The sequence below is a fragment of the Pseudonocardia yuanmonensis genome, from assembly GCF_039542425.1.
Lineage (GTDB): Bacteria > Actinomycetota > Actinomycetes > Mycobacteriales > Pseudonocardiaceae > Pseudonocardia > Pseudonocardia yuanmonensis.
The window spans coordinates 281,298-296,392 of sequence record NZ_BAABIC010000005.1 but is presented as its reverse complement, the minus strand read 5'-3'; the positions used below and the strand labels follow the sequence as shown (position 1 = coordinate 296,392).

Sequence of the window (15,095 nt, the reverse complement as noted above, 5' to 3'; positions counted from 1 at the left end):
TGCCGCGGTCAGCGGCGCAGGGTGCGCGCGATCAGGTCGCGCTGCACCTCGTTGGTGCCGGCGTAGATCGTGGTCGCGCGGCTGTTCAGGTAGTAGGGCATCGCGACGAGCGCGAGATCGTCCCCGAGCGGGTCGACGTCCGCGCCGACGTGCAGGGCCTCGCGCTGGTCCGGCAGCGCGTCCAGCCCGGCCACGCGGGTCATCAGCACCGAGATGCGCTGGGTGAGCTCGGAGCTCATCACCTTGTTCAGCGAGGGGTAGGCCGGGTCCCGCGCGATCTCGTGCCCGCTGATGGCCAGCTTCTCGAAGTGCTCGTAGGACGCGACCTCGACCTCGAGCTCGCCGAGGTCGCGCCGGAACACCGGGTCCTCGGCGAGCGTGCCGCCGAACCCGGAAGGCGTCCGGGCGGCGGCCGCCCGGGCCACCTCGAGCCGGCGGCGCAGCATCGGGCTGTGCGCCGAGCCGCCGCGCTCGTGCGTGAGCAGCTGCTTGGCCACCGACCAGCCGTCGTTCTCCGCCCCGACCCGCCCGGACTGCGGCACCCGGACGTCGGTGAAGAACACCTCGCACTGCTCGGGCGCGCCGTCGAGCCCGATGATCGGACGCACCTCCAGGCCGGGGTAGTCCATGCGGTCGAGCAGCAGGAACGTGATGCCCTGCTGCTTCTTCCCCTCACGGCTGGTCCGGACGAGCATGAACATCCGGTTGGCCTTGTGCGCGTAGGTCGTCCAGATCTTGCTGCCGTTGAGGACGTAGTCGTCCCCGTCGGGGACGGCCGAGCAGTTCAGCGAGGCGAGATCGGAGCCCGATCCGGGCTCGGAGTAGCCCTGGGTCCAGTAGTCCTCGCCGGACAGGATCCCGGGGAGGTAGCGGGCCTGCTGCTCGGGCGTGCCCAGCTCCATCAGCAGCGGGCCGATCATCCGCAGCCCGTTGGGCAGCAACGGCGGCAGCCCGCGCTTCTGGTACTCGTCGGCGAAGACGTACCGCTGCTCCACCGACCAGCCCGGCCCGCCGTGCTCGACCGGCCAGTCCGGCGCGGCCCAGCCGCGGGCGTGCAGGATCCGGTGCCAGGCCATCACCTGCTCGAACGGGGCGAAGACGCTGGTGGTCTTGCGGCCGGCCTCACGGATCTCCGGGGTCGGCGCGGTGTCCAGGAACTCGGCCACCTCCTCGCGGAACTTCTCGAGGTCGGCGTTCGGCTCGATGTCCACTCGTGATCAGCTCTTCCTGTTCGTGAAGGCGGCGATGCGCTCCTGCATGTCCGGCCCCCGGCCCTCGCCCTCCATGACCTCCCACTGCAGCCCGGCGTCGAGCGGGCGGCCGTCCGTCGCGTCGAGCAGGCGCTTGTTGGCCGCGTGCGAGAAGGGGGAGTTGGCGGCGATGCGGGCGGCCAGCGCCTCGATCTCCGCATCGAAGGACGCGAGCGGGACGACGTACTCGGCCAGCCCGATCCGGACGGCCTCCTCGGCGTCGATCATGTCCGCCGTGAACATCAGCCGCTTGGCGGTCGCCAGGCCCACACGGCGGGGGAGGCGCTGGCTCATGCCCCAGACCGGTGTGAGGGCGAACCTCGCGTGCGTGTCGCCGAAGCGGGCGTCCGCCGCCGCGACGAGGAAGTCGGCGGCCAGCGCGACCTCGAGGGCGCCCGTGTAGCAGTGGCCGTGCACCGCGGCGACCACCGGCTGCGGCAGCTTCTCCAGCAGCCGCAGCGTCTCGCTGTGCCATCCGCGGGAGGGCACGGCCTCGCCGGCGGCGATGTCCGACAGGTCGTGCCCGGCGGAGAAGCACCGCCCGGCGCCGCGCAGGACGACGCAGCGGACCCGGTCGTCCTCCCGCAGCGCCAGGACGTGCTCGCGGAGCTCGGCGAACATCGCCACCGTGAGCGCGTTGAGCTTGTCCGGGCGGTTGAGCGTGAGCACCGTCCACCCGTCGTGGTCGGTGCGGACGACGAGTTCGCCCACCGGCTCCCCCTTCCGCACAGCGTGCCGGTTCTGAACGAACGAACGTTAACCGGTGACTGCGTCGAGGAGAAGGGTGACCCGGGTCCCGGTCAGGCGGAGCGGCGCCCGGCCGCCTGGGCGTGGTCGGTCAGGGACCGGGTCAGCACGACGAGGGTGTCCCGCAGGGCGCCGCGGTCGGCGGGGTCGAGGCCGAAGGCTCGCCCGAGCTCGACGGGGACGCCGCCCGCGCGCTCGCGCAGCTTCCGGCCCCGGTCGGTGAGGGCGACCTCGACGCCGCGCTCGTCGTCCGTCCGCCGGCGCCGGCTGACCAGTCCCAGCGCCTCGAGCCGCTTGAGCAGGGGCGTGACCGTGCCGTAGTCGAGGTGCAGGGCGGTGCTGACCTCCTTCACCGACAGGCTGCCGCGCTCCCAGAGCACGAGCATGACCAGGTACTGCGGATAGGTCAGGCCGAGCTCGTCGAGCAGGGGGCGGTAGACGGCCGTGACGGCGCGCGACGCGGCGTAGAGGGCGAAGCACAGCTGGTCCTCGAGCAGCAACGACTCCGTCGGCTCACCGGTGTGTTCCACCAGCCCGACGATATCACATGTGCGAGAGTAACTTGCGCACAAGTTACTTGTGCGCTAGCTTTCGGATCTCGGTCCTCGACGAGGGCCGACGAGCAGAACGGAGAGCACGATGAGCGAGAAGAGCGACCGCCCGGTCCTCGAGCCGGCCGCACAGGCCTTCGTCGAGGCCACGGCGACGCCGCCGTTCCTCTACCAGCTCGACCCGGCCGAGGGCCGCAGGGTCGTGAACGAGGTCCAGTCCGGGGAGATCGACAAGCCGGAGATCGACGAGGAGTGGGTCGCGGTCGAGGGCGGGCCCACCGGCACCGTGGACGTGCGGGTCGTGCGGCCGAAGGGCGCGGACGGCGCGCTGCCGACGGTGCTGTACATGCACGGCGGGGGCTGGGTGTTCGGCAACGCCGGGACGCACGACCGCCTGGTGCGCGAGCTCGCCGTCGGCGCCGGGGTGGCCGTGGTGTTCGTCGAGTACACGCCCTCGCCGGAGGCGCGCTACCCGGTCGCGATCGAGCAGGGCTACCGGGCCGCGCAGTGGGTCGTCGCCGACGGCGGCGCGCACGGGCTGGACGGCGGCCGGCTCGCCGTCGCGGGCGACTCCGTGGGCGGCAACATGTCGGCTGCGCTGACCCTGATGGCGAAGGAGCGTGGCGACGTCACCTTCGCCGCCCAGTTGCTCTTCTACCCGGTGACGGACGCGAACTTCGACACCGGGTCCTACGAGCGGTTCGCCACCGGCTACTTCCTGCACCGGGAGGGCATGAAGTGGTTCTGGGACCAGTACACGACCGACCCCGCCGAGCGCGCCCAGATCACCGCCTCACCGCTGCGGGCGACCACCGAGCAGCTCGCCGGGCTGCCGCCGGCGTTGGTGCTCGTCGACGAGGCCGACGTGCTGCGCGACGAGGGCGAGGCCTACGCCGACAAGCTGCGTGCCGCCGGGGTCCCGGTCACCTCGATCCGGTATCTGGGCATGGTGCACGACTTCATGATGCTGAACCCGCTGCGCGGCAGCGGTGCGGCCGAGGCCGCCATCGGCCAGGCGATCACGACGCTGCGGGCCGCCCTCCACGGCAGCTGAGCAGCCGCGACGACCGCGCCGCCGGGCCCTCGGTCCGGCGGCACCCGGTCCGCGTGGTCAACCGGACCCGCGGGCGTTGAGCCGCGCGGCCTGGCGCGTCAGGTGGTCGCGCTCCGCCAGGGTGGGAGCCTTGTGCGCGGCCTCGGCGTACAGCCGCGCCGCCCGCGCAAGGTCGCCGTCCCGCTCGTGGAGGTACGCCGCCACCGCCGCGTGCCGGGGCAACGCCTCGTCCACCTCCGCGAGCGCCGCGAGCCCGGCGCGTGGTCCGTGGGCCTCGCCGACGGCCACGGCACGGTTGAGCCGCACGACCGGGCTGTCGGTCAGCCGCGCGAGCTCGTCGTACCACTCGACGATCTGCCCCCAGTCGGTCTCCTCGGCGGTGGGGGCGTCGGCATGGAGCGCCGCGATCGCGGCCTGGGCCTGGAACTCGCCCAGCCGGTCGCGGCCCAGCGCCGCCTGCAGGATCGCGACGCCCTCGGCGATGGACGCGGTGTCCCACCGGTTGCGGTCCTGCTCGGCGAGCGGCACCAGGCTGCCGTCCGGCGCGGTCCGGGTGGCGCGCCGGGCGTGGTGGAGCAGCATGAGCGCGAGCAGCCCCGCCACCTCGGGATGGTCGATCGCGGCCGCGAGCTGCCGGGTGAGCCGGATGGCCTCGGCGGCCAGGTCGACGTCGCCGGAGTAGCCCTCGTTGAAGACCAGGTAGAGGACGCGCAGCACGGTGGCGACGTCGCCGGGCCGGTCGAACCGCACGGCCGAGACGGTGCGCTTGGCGCGGCTGATGCGCTGCGCCATGGTCGCCTCGGGTACCAGGTACGCCCGGGCGATCTGACGCGTGGTCAGCCCGCCGACCGCGCGCAGCGTGAGCGCGACCGCGGACGACGGGGTGAGCGACGGGTGGGCGCACAGGAAGTAGAGCTGGAGCGTGTCGTCCGCCGCCGGCCCGGGCCCCGACCCGGGCGCCGGTTCCACGGGTTCGGCCGGGTCGGCACCGGCGAGGTCCTCCCGCCGGCGCCGGGCGGCGTCGGCCCGGGTCGCGTCGAGGAACTTGCGCCAGGCCACGGTGAGCAGCCAGCCCTTCGGGTCCCGCGGCGGGTCGGCCGGCCAGACGCGCAGCGCCTCGACCAGCGCGTCCTGCACGGCGTCCTCGGCCGCCGCGAAGTCGGCTCCGCGGCGGACGAGGATCCCGAGCACGCCCGGCGTGAGGCTGCGCAGCAGGGCCTCGTCCACCGGAGCGGTCACTCCGTGATGGTGGGCGACGCGGTCAGGAACGGGCGCAGCTCGAGCCACTCGTGGATCGGCTTCCCGTCCTTGCCCGGGGCGGCCGACAGCTCCCCGGCCAGTTCGACGGCGCGCTCGTAGCTGTCGACGTCGATCACCATCCAGCCCGCGACGAGGTCCTTGGTCTCGGCGAACGGGCCGTCGGTCACCGGCGGGCGGCCCTCGCCGTCGTACCGGACGAACGTCCCCTCGGGCGCGAGCGCCTGGCTGTCGACGAACTCGCCGCTGCGCTCGAGCCGGGCCGCGAAGTCGCCCATGTACTGCACGTGCGCCGAGATCTCCTCCGGCGTCCACTGGTCCATGGGCACGTCGTTGATCGCGGCCGGGGCGCCGCGGTAGTGCTTGAGCAGCAGGTACTTGGCCATCGTGTGTCTCCTCGGTGCGGTGCGACCCAGTGTGGTCGCGTGCACCGCAGGGACGGAGCCGGCCGCGGGTTCTCGACATCGCCGCCCGAACTTTTCCGGCTCGTCGTCATCGCACGGCGGGCGGGCCGTCATGGTGGCTCCTGTCCCGGAGTCCTATTCGCTGTGGCGCCGCGCGGTTTCCGTTGCTCACGCAACCGATTCACGGTGGACGGCACGGAATTGCGCGCCGAGGGGAATGTCGCCGAATTCGATCAGTCGTACCACGGGAAAGTCCGGCGCCGCGGGAGGACTACCCGACGGCGGCGCTGCCCAGGCTGCGGAAGAAGACGACCAGCGCCTGGAAGGCGTTCCCGACGGCGGCGCCCGCAGCCGCCGGATTGGGCACGACCCAGATGAGAATGACCAGGACGATGATCACTCCCCACACCCAGCGCGGCATGGATCAATGGTGCGCTTTCCCCTGCGGCGACGGAAGGGCGACCGCCACGGGAATTGCGGAACGGCGCCGGTCGCGCGGCATGTGTCCCACACCGTTGCGCCTGATGGAGCGCAATCGCGGCCTGCGGTCGGGCGTGAGGCCGTACTCCGCTCCGCACGCCGGACGATCCGGGCGGACCGGGCCGGAAACGCGGAGGGCAGTGGTCCCCCCGGGTCCCGCGCGTCATAGGAATTTCCTCCCGGTTCGTGAGCCGCTGTCTCTTTGACCGGCTTCACCCCCGACCGTTGACTGGTCGGGCCGCACCCGCGGCTGCGTGTTCATCGAGGAGGACGCTGGAAGATGGCAGTGCACGACGCCGCGGCACACCCGAGGCGATGGCCCGGTTGCGGCCTGCGTTCCGGCCGGACGGGGTGATCACCGCGGGCAACAATGGGGCTGTTCGGCTTCGCGCTGCCCGAGGAGTTCGGCGGGCTGGCTTCTCGATGACCGAGGACGTCCGGCTGGCCTTCGAGCTGGCGCGGACCACCCCGGCCTTCCGCTCCATGGTCGGCACGAACAACGGGCTGGCCGGCAAGGTGCTGGTGCACGACGGCAGCCCTGAGCAGCAGCGGACGTGGCTGCCGCGGATCGCCGCCGGCGAGGTGATCGCGTCCTTCGCGCTGACCGAGACCGACGCCGGGGTCGGACCCGAGCGGGCTGCGGACCCGGGCACGGCGGGACGGGGAGGGCTGGGTCCTCGACGGCGCCAAGCGGTTCATCACCCGATGCGCCCGTCGCGGACCTGTTCGTGGTGTTCGCCCGCACGGACCCGGACACCGCCGGCACGGCACGCGGGATCTCGGCCTTCCTCGTCGAGGCCGGGACGTCCGGGCTGTTCGTCGGGCCGCGGGACAAGAAGATGGGGCAGGCGGGCGCGTGGACCGCGGAGGTGGTCCTCGACGAGGTCCGGGTGTCGACCGACGCCCTGGTCGGAGCCGAGGGAGCCGGGTTCCGCACGGCGATGAAGTCCCTGGCCCGGGGTCGGCTGCACGTCGCCGCGCTGTGCGTCGGGCTCGCCGACCGGATCCTCGAGGAGACCGCGCAGGCCGCCGCGACGATCCGCCAGGGCGGGCGCGCGATCGGGGAGTTCCAGCTGGTCCAGGCCCATCTCGCGGAGTCGGAGGCGGAGCTGTACGCGGGCCGCGCGATGGTGCTGGAGGCGGCGCGCGCCTACGACGCGGGCGAGGACATGACGCCGGCGCCCTCGTCGGCCAAGCTCTTCTGCAGCGAGATGCTCGGGCGCGTCGCCGACCGGGGGGTGCAGGTGCACGGCGGGATGGGGTACATGCGGTCGGTACCGGTGGAGCGGTTCTACCGCGACGCCCGGCTCTTCCGGATCTACGAGGGCACGAGCGATCCAGAAACTGATCATCGCCCGGCGGCTGCTGGCCGGCGGGGCGGGCTGAGGAGGACGTCATGGAGCTGCTGGCGGGGCGGGCCGCCGTCGTCACCGGAGGGGCGGCCGGGATCGGGCTGGCGATCGCGCGCACCTTCGCCGCGCACGGTGCCTCGGTCGTGATCGGGGACCGGGACGGCGAGGCCGCCGACGCGGCCGCGAAGGAACTGGGGGAGCGGGTCACCGGCGTGGCGTGCGACGTGCTGGTGCCCGAGGAGGTCGACGCGCTCGTGCGGACCTGCGTGGAGCGGCACGGGACGCTCGACGTGATGGTCAACAACGCGGGCATCCTCCGGGACGCCACCCTGCGCCGGATGACGCTCGAGGACTTCGAGGTCGTCGTCGACGTCCACCTGCGAGGCTGCTGGCTCGGCGTCCGGGCGGCGTCGCTGGTCATGCGCGAGCAGGGCAGCGGCGCGATGATCAACATGTCGTCGATCTCCGGCAAGGTCGGGATGATGGGCCAGACGAACTACAGCGCCGCCAAGGCCGGGATCGTCGGTCTGACCAAGGCGGCCGCCAAGGAGCTGGGTCACCTGGGCATCCGGGTGAACGCGATCCAGCCGGGCATCATCGCCACCGCGATGACCGCGGACCTGCGCGAGGACATCCTCGAGGCGAAGCGGGCCGAGGTGCCGCTGGGCCGGATCGGCGAGCCCGACGAGGTCGCGAACGTCGCCCTCTTCCTGGCCTCCGACCTGTCCAGCTACATGACCGGCACGGTGCTGGAGGTGACCGGCGGCCGGCACATCTGACCGGGGCCCTTCCTAGGGTGGGGCCGTGGAGCTGCGGCAGGCCCGGTACTTCCTCGCGGTCGTCGAGCACGGCGGGGTGGCGGGGGCCGCGGCGGCGCTCGGGCTGGCGGGGCCGTCGGTCTCGCAGGCCGTGCGGGCGCTGGAGCGCGAGCTCGGCGCGGAGCTGTTCCACCGGGATCGGCCGCGGGATGGTGCTCACCGCGGCCGGCCGGGCGTTCGTCGGGCCCGCCCGCCGGATCGTCCGCAGCGCCTCGCCGCGGACGGCGCGGCGGTCGGCCCGGGCTCTCGCCCGCCGGGCAGGCGTTCGTCGACGCGCTCGGCCGACCGTCTCCGCAATGAAGCCCGGCGGCCTCGAGGAACGCGGCGACGGCGGGGGAGAGCGGCCCCGGCCGGTGGGCGACGACCACCGGGCGGTGCAACGGCGGGTCCAGGCCGACCACCCGCGCGCCGGGCAGCTCCCGGGCGGCACCCGCGCGGGAGACCAGGGCCGCGCCCGCCCCGGAGGCGACCAGCTCCCACAACGCCTGCCGGTGCGCGCACTCCACGACGGTGCGCCCGGCCTCCTCGCCCAGCTCCCCGCGCAGCCAGCTGTCGCCCAGCTCCGTCACGAGCGGCACCTCGGCGAGCCCGGCAGGGGGGAGCGGATCGGTAAGGTCCTCCGGAGCCGGTCGTGACCAGAACGATCTCCCGGCCCCCGGCGTCGTGCCGGCACAGCGGGTCGCGGCCGGCGGGCGGCCCGTCCGTCAGGACGGCGTCGCAGCGACCGGCCCGCAGGTCCGCCTCCACGCCCTCGGCGGGGCCGTCGAGCAGGACCAGCCGGACCCCGGGCAGCCGCCGGCCCAGCGCGGCGGCCAGCTCGGGCAGCGGATCGACGGCGAGCGTAGGCACCGCGGCGATCACGAACTCGCCGGCCCGCAGCGCCACGACCTCCTCGACCGTGCGGCGGGCCCGCTCGACGTCGGCCACTATCCGCCGCGCCGGCTCGACCAGCGCCCGGCCCGCGGGCGTGGGGACGAGGCCGCGGCCGGACCGCTCGAACAGGGCGACGCCGAGCTCCTCCTCGAGCCGCCGGATCGCTTCCGACAGCGACGGTTGCGCGAGGTACAGCGACTAGGCCGCCCGGGTGACCCCGCCGTGCTCCACAACGGCCAGGAGGTACTCGGCCGCCCGCGGTTCCACGACCCGACAGTAACCGGGCCGGTCGCCGGGCACCGGAAAGTGTGAGCCAGGCCGGTCATGATCGGGAGTGTGTGCGCCGCACGGCAGGGGTAGCTCCCGACCCGTCCCCGCCTCGCTCCCAGAGGCCGGGGCCCGGGGGACCGCGCCGGCCATGTCGTCGAGCGGGCCGACGCGTCCCGGAAACCCGCGGGTGAGTGCGCTCACCCGCGCTGCCGCCACAGTCGAGAAGGAAGTCCAGGATGGCTCAGGACCCGACGACCGCCAGGTCAACGCCCACCACGACCTCCACGAAGCCGACGGCCAACAGGCCCACCACACCCACCACACCCAAGCCCGCCACCGCGGGGCCGGACGAGCCGGTGACGCCGGTGGGCGTCCCCGTCGCGGAGGCAGACCGCACCCGCAGGGCCGCGCGCCCGGACCGGGAGAGGGGCGACCGCGGACCGAAGGGCACGACCGGCCCGGCCGGTCCCACCGGTGAGCGCGGGGACAAGGGCCCGCAGGGTCCGGCCGGCCCGACCGGCGAGCGCGGGGACAAGGGCCCGCAGGGCCCCGCAGGCCCGCCCGGTGAGCAGGGCGAGCGAGGACCGAAGGGCCCGGTCGGTCCCGTCGGCCCCGAGGGCGAGCGCGGGGACAAGGGCCCGCAGGGCCCCGTGGGTCCGCGCGGCCCGGAGGGCGAGACCGGCCCGCAGGGCGAGCGCGGCATCCCCGGCTCCACCGGCCTGCCCGGTGAACAGGGCGAGCAGGGCCCCCGCGGACCGCAGGGCGAGCAGGGCCCGTCCGGGCTCGCCGGGCTGCCCGGCGAGCAGGGTGAGCAGGGCGAGCAGGGGCCCCGCGGACCGCAGGGCGAGCAGGGCCCGTCCGGGCTCGCCGGGCTGCCCGGCGAGCGAGGTGAACAGGGCCCGCGGGGCGAGCAGGGCCTGCCCGGCGCCCAGGGCCCCCGCGGCGTCATCGGGGAGACCGGCGAGAAGGGACCCCGCGGCCTCCAGGGTGTCCAGGGCGAGCGCGGCGAGAAGGGGGTCCCGGGGATCCGCGGACCGCAGGGCCCGCAGGGCGAACAGGGCCCGCCCGGCCCGGTCGGCGTGCCCGGGGTCCAGGGCCCGCAGGGCCCGGCCGGACCGGCCTGGCTGCACCAGCCCAGCCCGCTCGAGCTCGCGACCAAGGTCAAGCAGGCCGCGCTGGACATCGGCCCGCGCACGGTGCTCGACCCCCGTGAGGGCGTGCGCTACCTCGCGAGGCTGACGTCCCGCGTCGTGAAGCTGCAGGGCGGCCTCGTGCTGCGCGCGATCGTCGACACGGACGCGGCCACGCCCGACGACCGGGCGACCGACAGGGCCAACGTCCACCCGATCGCACGGTAGTACTCCGGAGGCCCCGTCCCGCTGAGGCGGGACGGGGCCCGGGCACCGGGGCCGCGGGCTCGACGACCGTCTTCCCGGAAGACCGTACGCCGGCCACGATGACCCCGCGTTGCCCCCACAGTCCACAATGGACTCAAATCGACCCAGGCGAGGGCGTCGCCGGCGTGATCAACCGTGATTCCGGGCCGTGATCACCCCGCTGTCGTGGACCGCGCACACAACGCTGCTGTCCCGCAACCGTTTATACGACTTCCGAGTGAATTCCCGGCTCGCGTGAAACAACCGGGTGGTCCCGAGGGATCTACGTGCACGACTCGCCGCAAGGGGGCGGCGGGGCACTGATCGGCGGGGCATGGGGGTGCCGTCGCCGATCGGGAAGGGGGGAACCTTGACCGCTCGCGACGACGCCCGGAGAGCCGAGTCCAGGCGAAGGCGATCGCGCCGACCACCGGGCCTCGCGGCCGCCGCACCCGTGCGGCTGCCGCCCGGTCCGCCCTGACCGGCTGCACCGCCGGGCCGCACGGACGGCTGCAGCGACCGGTGCCCTACCGGTCCGACGCCCGCTCCGCCGGCCCACGTCCATCGACCACCCGGGTCGCCCGCACGGCGGGCCGGCCGGCACACCGGCCGCCTCCGCGCCCCGCGCGACGACCGGCACCGCACCCCGGCACGGAGGGCGCCCGAGCGCGCGTGCCGGGACCCCGAACCTCCGTCGTTCTCCACCATGGTCTCGCCCGGTCCGGCCCGGCCGACCGCCGGCGAGCAGTCAGACGAGGAGGGCCACCGTGCCCGTCATCACCGAGCCCCATCAGTACAACGAGGACGCGCTCTACGTCGACCTGGGCGCCGTCCTCGACCAGCCGCTCCACCTCAAGTGCGAGGGGTTCAACTTCGCCGGGTCGATCAAGCTCAAGGCCGCCACCGAGATGGTCGAGGCCGCCGAGCGACGCGGCGTGATCCACCCCTGGTCCGTGCTCGTCGAGTCGTCCTCCGGCAACCTCGGCGTCGCGCTGAGCATGCTCGCCGCCAGCAAGGGCCTGAAGTTCGTGTGCGTGACCGACTCCCGGTGCAACCTGGCGACCCGCCGCATGATGGAGGCACTGGGCGCCGAGGTGCACGTCATGACCGACCCGGACCCGCAGGAGGGACTGCTCGGGGCGCGGCTGCGGCACGTTCGCGACCTGCTCGCCTCGGACGAGAAGTACGTGTGGCTCAACCAGTACGGCAACACCGACAACTGGCGCGCCCACTACCGCCGGACCGCGCCGGAGATCCACCGCGAGTTCCCGCACCTCGACGTGCTCTTCGTCGGCGCCGGCACGACCGGCACCCTGATGGGGTGCGCGCGCTGGTTCCGCGAGTGGGCCCCGGAGGTCCGGATCGTGGCCGTCGACGCGGCGGGCTCGGTGACCTTCGGCGACGCGCCCGGCCGGCGGATGATCCCCGGGCTCGGCAGCAGCGTGCCGTCGCAGTTCCTCGAGCCCGCGCTGGTCGACGACGTGGTGCGCGTCGAGGAGGCCGACACCGTGCGGATGTGCCACCGGCTCGCTCGCCGCGGGTTCCTGTTCGGCGGCTCGACCGGGACCGTCGTGAGCGGGGCGACGCGCTGGCTCGCCGAGCACGGCACGCCCGGGACCACCGCGGTGGCGCTGGCCCCGGACCTGGGTGAGCGGTACCTGGACACCGTGTACCAGAGCAACTGGGTCGAGGCGCTCTACGGCGACGACGTCCTGTGCGACGAGGAGGAGATGGTGCCGGTCTCGCCCTGAGGCCGGCCCGACCGCGGGCTCGGCCGCCGGGTGGTCGACGTCCTGCAGGTCGCCTCGCCCGGCGTCCGACCCGGCCCGGGCGGGGCGCCGGACGCCTGTGCCACGATCTGGGCATGGAGCTGGGGGCGGACGCCGGCACGGTCCCCGAGGCCGGCGACCGCTCGGGCGGCCACGCCGGCGCCCCCGTCGACGTCCTCGACGCGTTCGAGTCCGTTCCCGCGATCATCTGGGCCTTCGAGGGACCCGAGCTGCGGGTCGTCGCCGCGAACACGGGCGCCCGCGCGTCGGCCGGGTTCCGCCCCGGCATCGTCGGCCGGCCCATCCGGGAGGTGCTGCCCGAGCTGGAGGGGCAGCAGATCTTCGAGATGATGGAGGAGGCCTACGCCGCGGGCCGGCCGGTCTCGGCCGAGAACCGCCGGGTCCTGGTCGACCGGGACGGCGACGGCCTGCTCGAGGAGGGTTTCTTCACCTACACCTTCCTGCCCACGCACCACGCCGACGGCACGGTCCGTGGGCTCGTCGTGCACATCGCGGAGACCACCGCGCAGGCGCTCCGGCAGGCCGAGGCCGAACGGGCCGCAGCGGCGTCCGAGCGCCGGTACCGGCACGCGTCGGAGATCGTGTTGGAGCTGCAGCGCAGCCTGCTGCCCACCGGCGTGCCGGTGCTGCCCGGGCTGGTCACCGCGGCCCACTACCGGGTCGCCGGCGACGAGCTGGCCGCCGGCGGGGACTGGTTCGACGTGCTGGTGCTGCCCGACGAGCGGGTCGCGCTGCTGGTCGGGGACGTCGTGGGGCACGGCGCCGGCGCGGCCGGGGCGATGGGCCAGCTGCGGGCGGTCGCGCTCGACGCCCTGCACGCGGGCGAGACACCGGCCGCCGCGCTCGACCGGCTGGACCGCTTCGCCGCGCGGCAACGCGCGACCCGGGCGGCCGGCGTCTGCCTGGCCGTGCTGGACCCGGCGACGGGGGAGCTCGAGGTGGCCGCGCACGCCCACCCGCCGCCCGTCGTCGTCGACCCGGCCGGCGGGACCCGCCGGATCGAGCCGCCCGCCACGCCCCCGCTCGGCACGGGTGGGCCCGCCGCCGGGTGGGTCCGGGACCGGCTGGCGGTCGGCGAGTCGCTGCTCCTCTACAGCGACGGGCTCGTCGAACGGGCGGGCCGGCCGCTGGGGGAGACGGTCGCCTCGCTGGCCGAGACGGTGGCGGCGGCGCGCCGCGACCTCGACGACCGGGTCCTCGACGACACCTCGCTGCCCAGCTCGGGCGTGGAGCGGCTCGCGACCGTGGTCACCGAGCGGATGGGCTTCCTGGGCGAGGGCTACGAGGACGACGTCACGCTGGTGCTGGCCGAGCGCCGGCCGATGCCGGAACCGTTCGAGCTGGTCCGCGACGCGGCGCCCACGGTGCTGTCCGCGGTCCGCCGCGGCCTCACGGACTGGCTGGAGGCGCTCGGCGCGGGCGACGACGACGTCGACGCCCTGGTCTACGCCGCCGTCGAGGCCGTGACCAACGTCGTCCAACACGCCTACGGCGGCGTCGCGGGGACGGACGGGGCCGAGCGGCCGGTGCGCGTCGAGGCGCGGCTCGGGGCCGACGGCGCCGCCCGGCTGACGGTCGCCGACGCCGGACGCTGGCGTCCCCCGCCCCGCGGGCCGGTCGCGGGCGGTCGCGGGGTGCAGATGATGCGCGAGCTCACCGACGACACCGTGATCGAGCAGGGCTCGCACGGTACGACCGTGCGGCTCGGCCGCCGGCTCGGCCGCCCGGTCACGATCGGCGTGCCCCCGCCCGTGCCGGACCCGCGGCCGCGGGAGGAGAAGCTGACCGTCGACCTCGACGAGGAGGCCGGGATCGCCGTCCTGTCCGGCCCGGTCGACCTGACGACCGCGGACCAGCTGCGGGCGCAGCTGCTGCAGGCCGGGCGGGGCGGGACCCGCCCGCTGTGCGTCGACCTGCGGCGGGTCACCGTGCTGTCCAGCGCCGGCGTCCAGCTCTTCCACGACCTCGCGGAGCTGATGCCCGAGCTGCGGCTGGCCACCGGCCCGGACGGGGTCGCGGCCGCGGTCGTCGAGCTGACCGGCCTGGGGCCACTCCGGGCCGACTAGGGCACGCGCGTCACCACGGTGTCGACGGGCACGTCGACCGGTGAGCACGATCGCCGCGCGCCCCGGTGAGGGGCGCCGCCGGCGACGTCGCGCCGACGATCACGGGCTGGGGTCGTGGCGGCGCGGGCGTCGCACCCCGCCAGCTGACGCGACCATGATCGCTGATCGGGACACGTCGGCGCCGGACGTGGCCGTACGCGGTCCCTCCCGACGATCATCGACCTCGGAGTCCGTGGGAGCGAGCCGACGGGTGCGTTCATGATCAGCGTTCAGGACGAATCCGAGCCGGATTTGGCCGCCAGCGGTCCCAATTGGCGATCATGACGAGAGTGGGAGGGCTGCTGATCCATTCCCGCCAGATCCGACGGCGGGACGGTCACACACGGCGGTCATGAGCCGGGAGTCCCTGGGAGCGAGCCGACCGGCGCGCCCGCGATCACCCTCCGGCACGGATGAGCGCCGTATATGGCCGCTGCACGAGCGCGCCGAGGCGACCATCGCCGCGGCGCTCGCCGAGCGGTTCGACCTGCCGCCCGGCTCGCTGGAGGTGCGGGCGCGCGCCGCAGTGGTGAACGCGGCCCTGCGGGTGGCGACGGACGACCTCGCCCGGGCCGCGGCCGAGGAGGGGCACGTCCCCCTGGCGCGGTGGACCTCCGGGGGCGCGGCCTCCACCCGGTACGACCCGGTCGTGGACGCGCCGGTCCGCTCCGGGACCTGAGCACGGATCAGCGCGGCGGGTGCCCGGCCAGCAGCGGGAAGACCGCGCGACCCTCCTTCCGGCAGGTCGAGCGCGAGTCGGCAGTTCCG

13 protein-coding genes and 4 pseudogenes are annotated in these 15,095 nt (G+C 74.7%); 9 read left to right on the top strand and 8 right to left on the bottom strand.

Annotated features, from left to right (window positions below):
• Window positions 1-8 precede the first annotated feature (8 nt).
• The 3 genes from ABD990_RS09810 to ABD990_RS09800 form a co-directional block, all read right to left on the bottom strand.
• Entirely contained in the window at window positions 9-1,211 is a 1,203-nt protein-coding gene (locus tag ABD990_RS09810; protein WP_345379912.1) for an acyl-CoA dehydrogenase family protein, read from the bottom strand.
• 6 nt (window positions 1,212-1,217) lie between these two features.
• Window positions 1,218-1,961 (bottom strand): enoyl-CoA hydratase/isomerase family protein, encoded by a 744-nt coding sequence (locus ABD990_RS09805; RefSeq protein WP_345379910.1) that lies wholly within the window; start codon window positions 1,959-1,961, stop codon window positions 1,218-1,220.
• 89 nt (window positions 1,962-2,050) lie between these two features.
• Window positions 2,051-2,527 carry a MarR family winged helix-turn-helix transcriptional regulator gene (locus ABD990_RS09800; protein WP_345379908.1) on the bottom strand — a complete coding sequence of 159 codons (477 nt, stop codon included), beginning with the start codon at window positions 2,525-2,527 and terminating at the stop codon, window positions 2,051-2,053.
• Window positions 2,528-2,636: 109 nt separating this feature from the next.
• Here ABD990_RS09800 and ABD990_RS09795 point away from each other — a divergent pair, with 109 nt between their 5' ends.
• Window positions 2,637-3,602 carry an alpha/beta hydrolase gene (locus ABD990_RS09795; RefSeq protein WP_345379906.1) on the top strand — a complete coding sequence of 322 codons (966 nt, stop codon included), beginning with the start codon at window positions 2,637-2,639 and terminating at the stop codon, window positions 3,600-3,602.
• A 57-nt stretch (window positions 3,603-3,659) separates the two neighbouring features.
• On the opposite strand, the gene ABD990_RS09790 is transcribed toward ABD990_RS09795, so the two are convergent.
• From ABD990_RS09790 to ABD990_RS09780, 3 genes are all read right to left on the bottom strand, one after another.
• Window positions 3,660-4,829 carry an RNA polymerase sigma factor gene (locus ABD990_RS09790; protein WP_345380029.1) on the bottom strand — a complete coding sequence of 390 codons (1,170 nt, stop codon included), beginning with the start codon at window positions 4,827-4,829 and terminating at the stop codon, window positions 3,660-3,662.
• Window positions 4,830-4,837: 8 nt separating this feature from the next.
• Window positions 4,838-5,245: a YciI family protein gene (locus ABD990_RS09785; protein WP_345379905.1), complete on the bottom strand. Its 408-nt coding sequence runs from the start codon at window positions 5,243-5,245 to the stop codon at window positions 4,838-4,840.
• Window positions 5,246-5,534: 289 nt separating this feature from the next.
• Window positions 5,535-5,684: a hypothetical protein gene (locus ABD990_RS09780; protein ID WP_345379903.1), complete on the bottom strand. Its 150-nt coding sequence runs from the start codon at window positions 5,682-5,684 to the stop codon at window positions 5,535-5,537.
• A 374-nt stretch (window positions 5,685-6,058) separates the two neighbouring features.
• Between ABD990_RS09780 and ABD990_RS34355 the strand changes: the two are divergent.
• From ABD990_RS34355 to ABD990_RS09765, 4 genes and pseudogenes are all read left to right on the top strand, one after another.
• Window positions 6,059-6,265, top strand: a pseudogene (locus tag ABD990_RS34355) (hypothetical protein); the annotation flags it as partial.
• A gap of 206 nt (window positions 6,266-6,471) precedes the next feature.
• Complete coding sequence (locus ABD990_RS34350; RefSeq protein WP_425569567.1) at window positions 6,472-7,242, top strand: acyl-CoA dehydrogenase family protein; 771 nt, start codon at window positions 6,472-6,474, stop codon at window positions 7,240-7,242.
• The gene (fabG, locus tag ABD990_RS09770) at window positions 7,140-7,874 is read left to right on the top strand and encodes a 3-oxoacyl-ACP reductase FabG (protein ID WP_345379902.1); all 735 of its coding nucleotides are present in this window, start codon (window positions 7,140-7,142) and stop codon (window positions 7,872-7,874) included. The genes ABD990_RS34350 and fabG overlap by 103 nt, the downstream gene beginning before the upstream one ends.
• A gap of 25 nt (window positions 7,875-7,899) precedes the next feature.
• Window positions 7,900-7,992, top strand: a pseudogene (locus ABD990_RS09765) (LysR family transcriptional regulator); the annotation flags it as partial.
• A 286-nt stretch (window positions 7,993-8,278) separates the two neighbouring features.
• On the opposite strand, the pseudogene ABD990_RS34345 reads toward ABD990_RS09765, so the two are convergent.
• Window positions 8,279-8,482, bottom strand: a pseudogene (locus ABD990_RS34345) (LysR family transcriptional regulator); the annotation flags it as partial.
• Between the two features lie 127 nt (window positions 8,483-8,609).
• Window positions 8,610-8,948, bottom strand: a pseudogene (locus tag ABD990_RS34340) (LysR family transcriptional regulator); the annotation flags it as partial.
• Between the two features lie 344 nt (window positions 8,949-9,292).
• On the opposite strand from ABD990_RS34340, the gene ABD990_RS09750 reads away from it, so the two are divergent.
• From ABD990_RS09750 to ABD990_RS09735, 4 genes are all read left to right on the top strand, one after another.
• Window positions 9,293-10,414 carry a collagen-like domain-containing protein gene (locus ABD990_RS09750; protein WP_345379900.1) on the top strand — a complete coding sequence of 374 codons (1,122 nt, stop codon included), beginning with the start codon at window positions 9,293-9,295 and terminating at the stop codon, window positions 10,412-10,414.
• Between the two features lie 785 nt (window positions 10,415-11,199).
• Window positions 11,200-12,183 carry a 2,3-diaminopropionate biosynthesis protein SbnA gene (gene sbnA / locus ABD990_RS09745; protein WP_345379899.1) on the top strand — a complete coding sequence of 328 codons (984 nt, stop codon included), beginning with the start codon at window positions 11,200-11,202 and terminating at the stop codon, window positions 12,181-12,183.
• Window positions 12,184-12,296: 113 nt separating this feature from the next.
• Window positions 12,297-14,288, top strand: coding sequence for a SpoIIE family protein phosphatase (locus ABD990_RS09740; RefSeq protein WP_345379897.1), 1,992 nt, complete (start codon window positions 12,297-12,299; stop codon window positions 14,286-14,288).
• A 391-nt stretch (window positions 14,289-14,679) separates the two neighbouring features.
• Window positions 14,680-15,006 (top strand): hypothetical protein, encoded by a 327-nt coding sequence (locus tag ABD990_RS09735; RefSeq protein WP_345379895.1) that lies wholly within the window; start codon window positions 14,680-14,682, stop codon window positions 15,004-15,006.
• Window positions 15,007-15,095 lie beyond the last annotated feature (89 nt).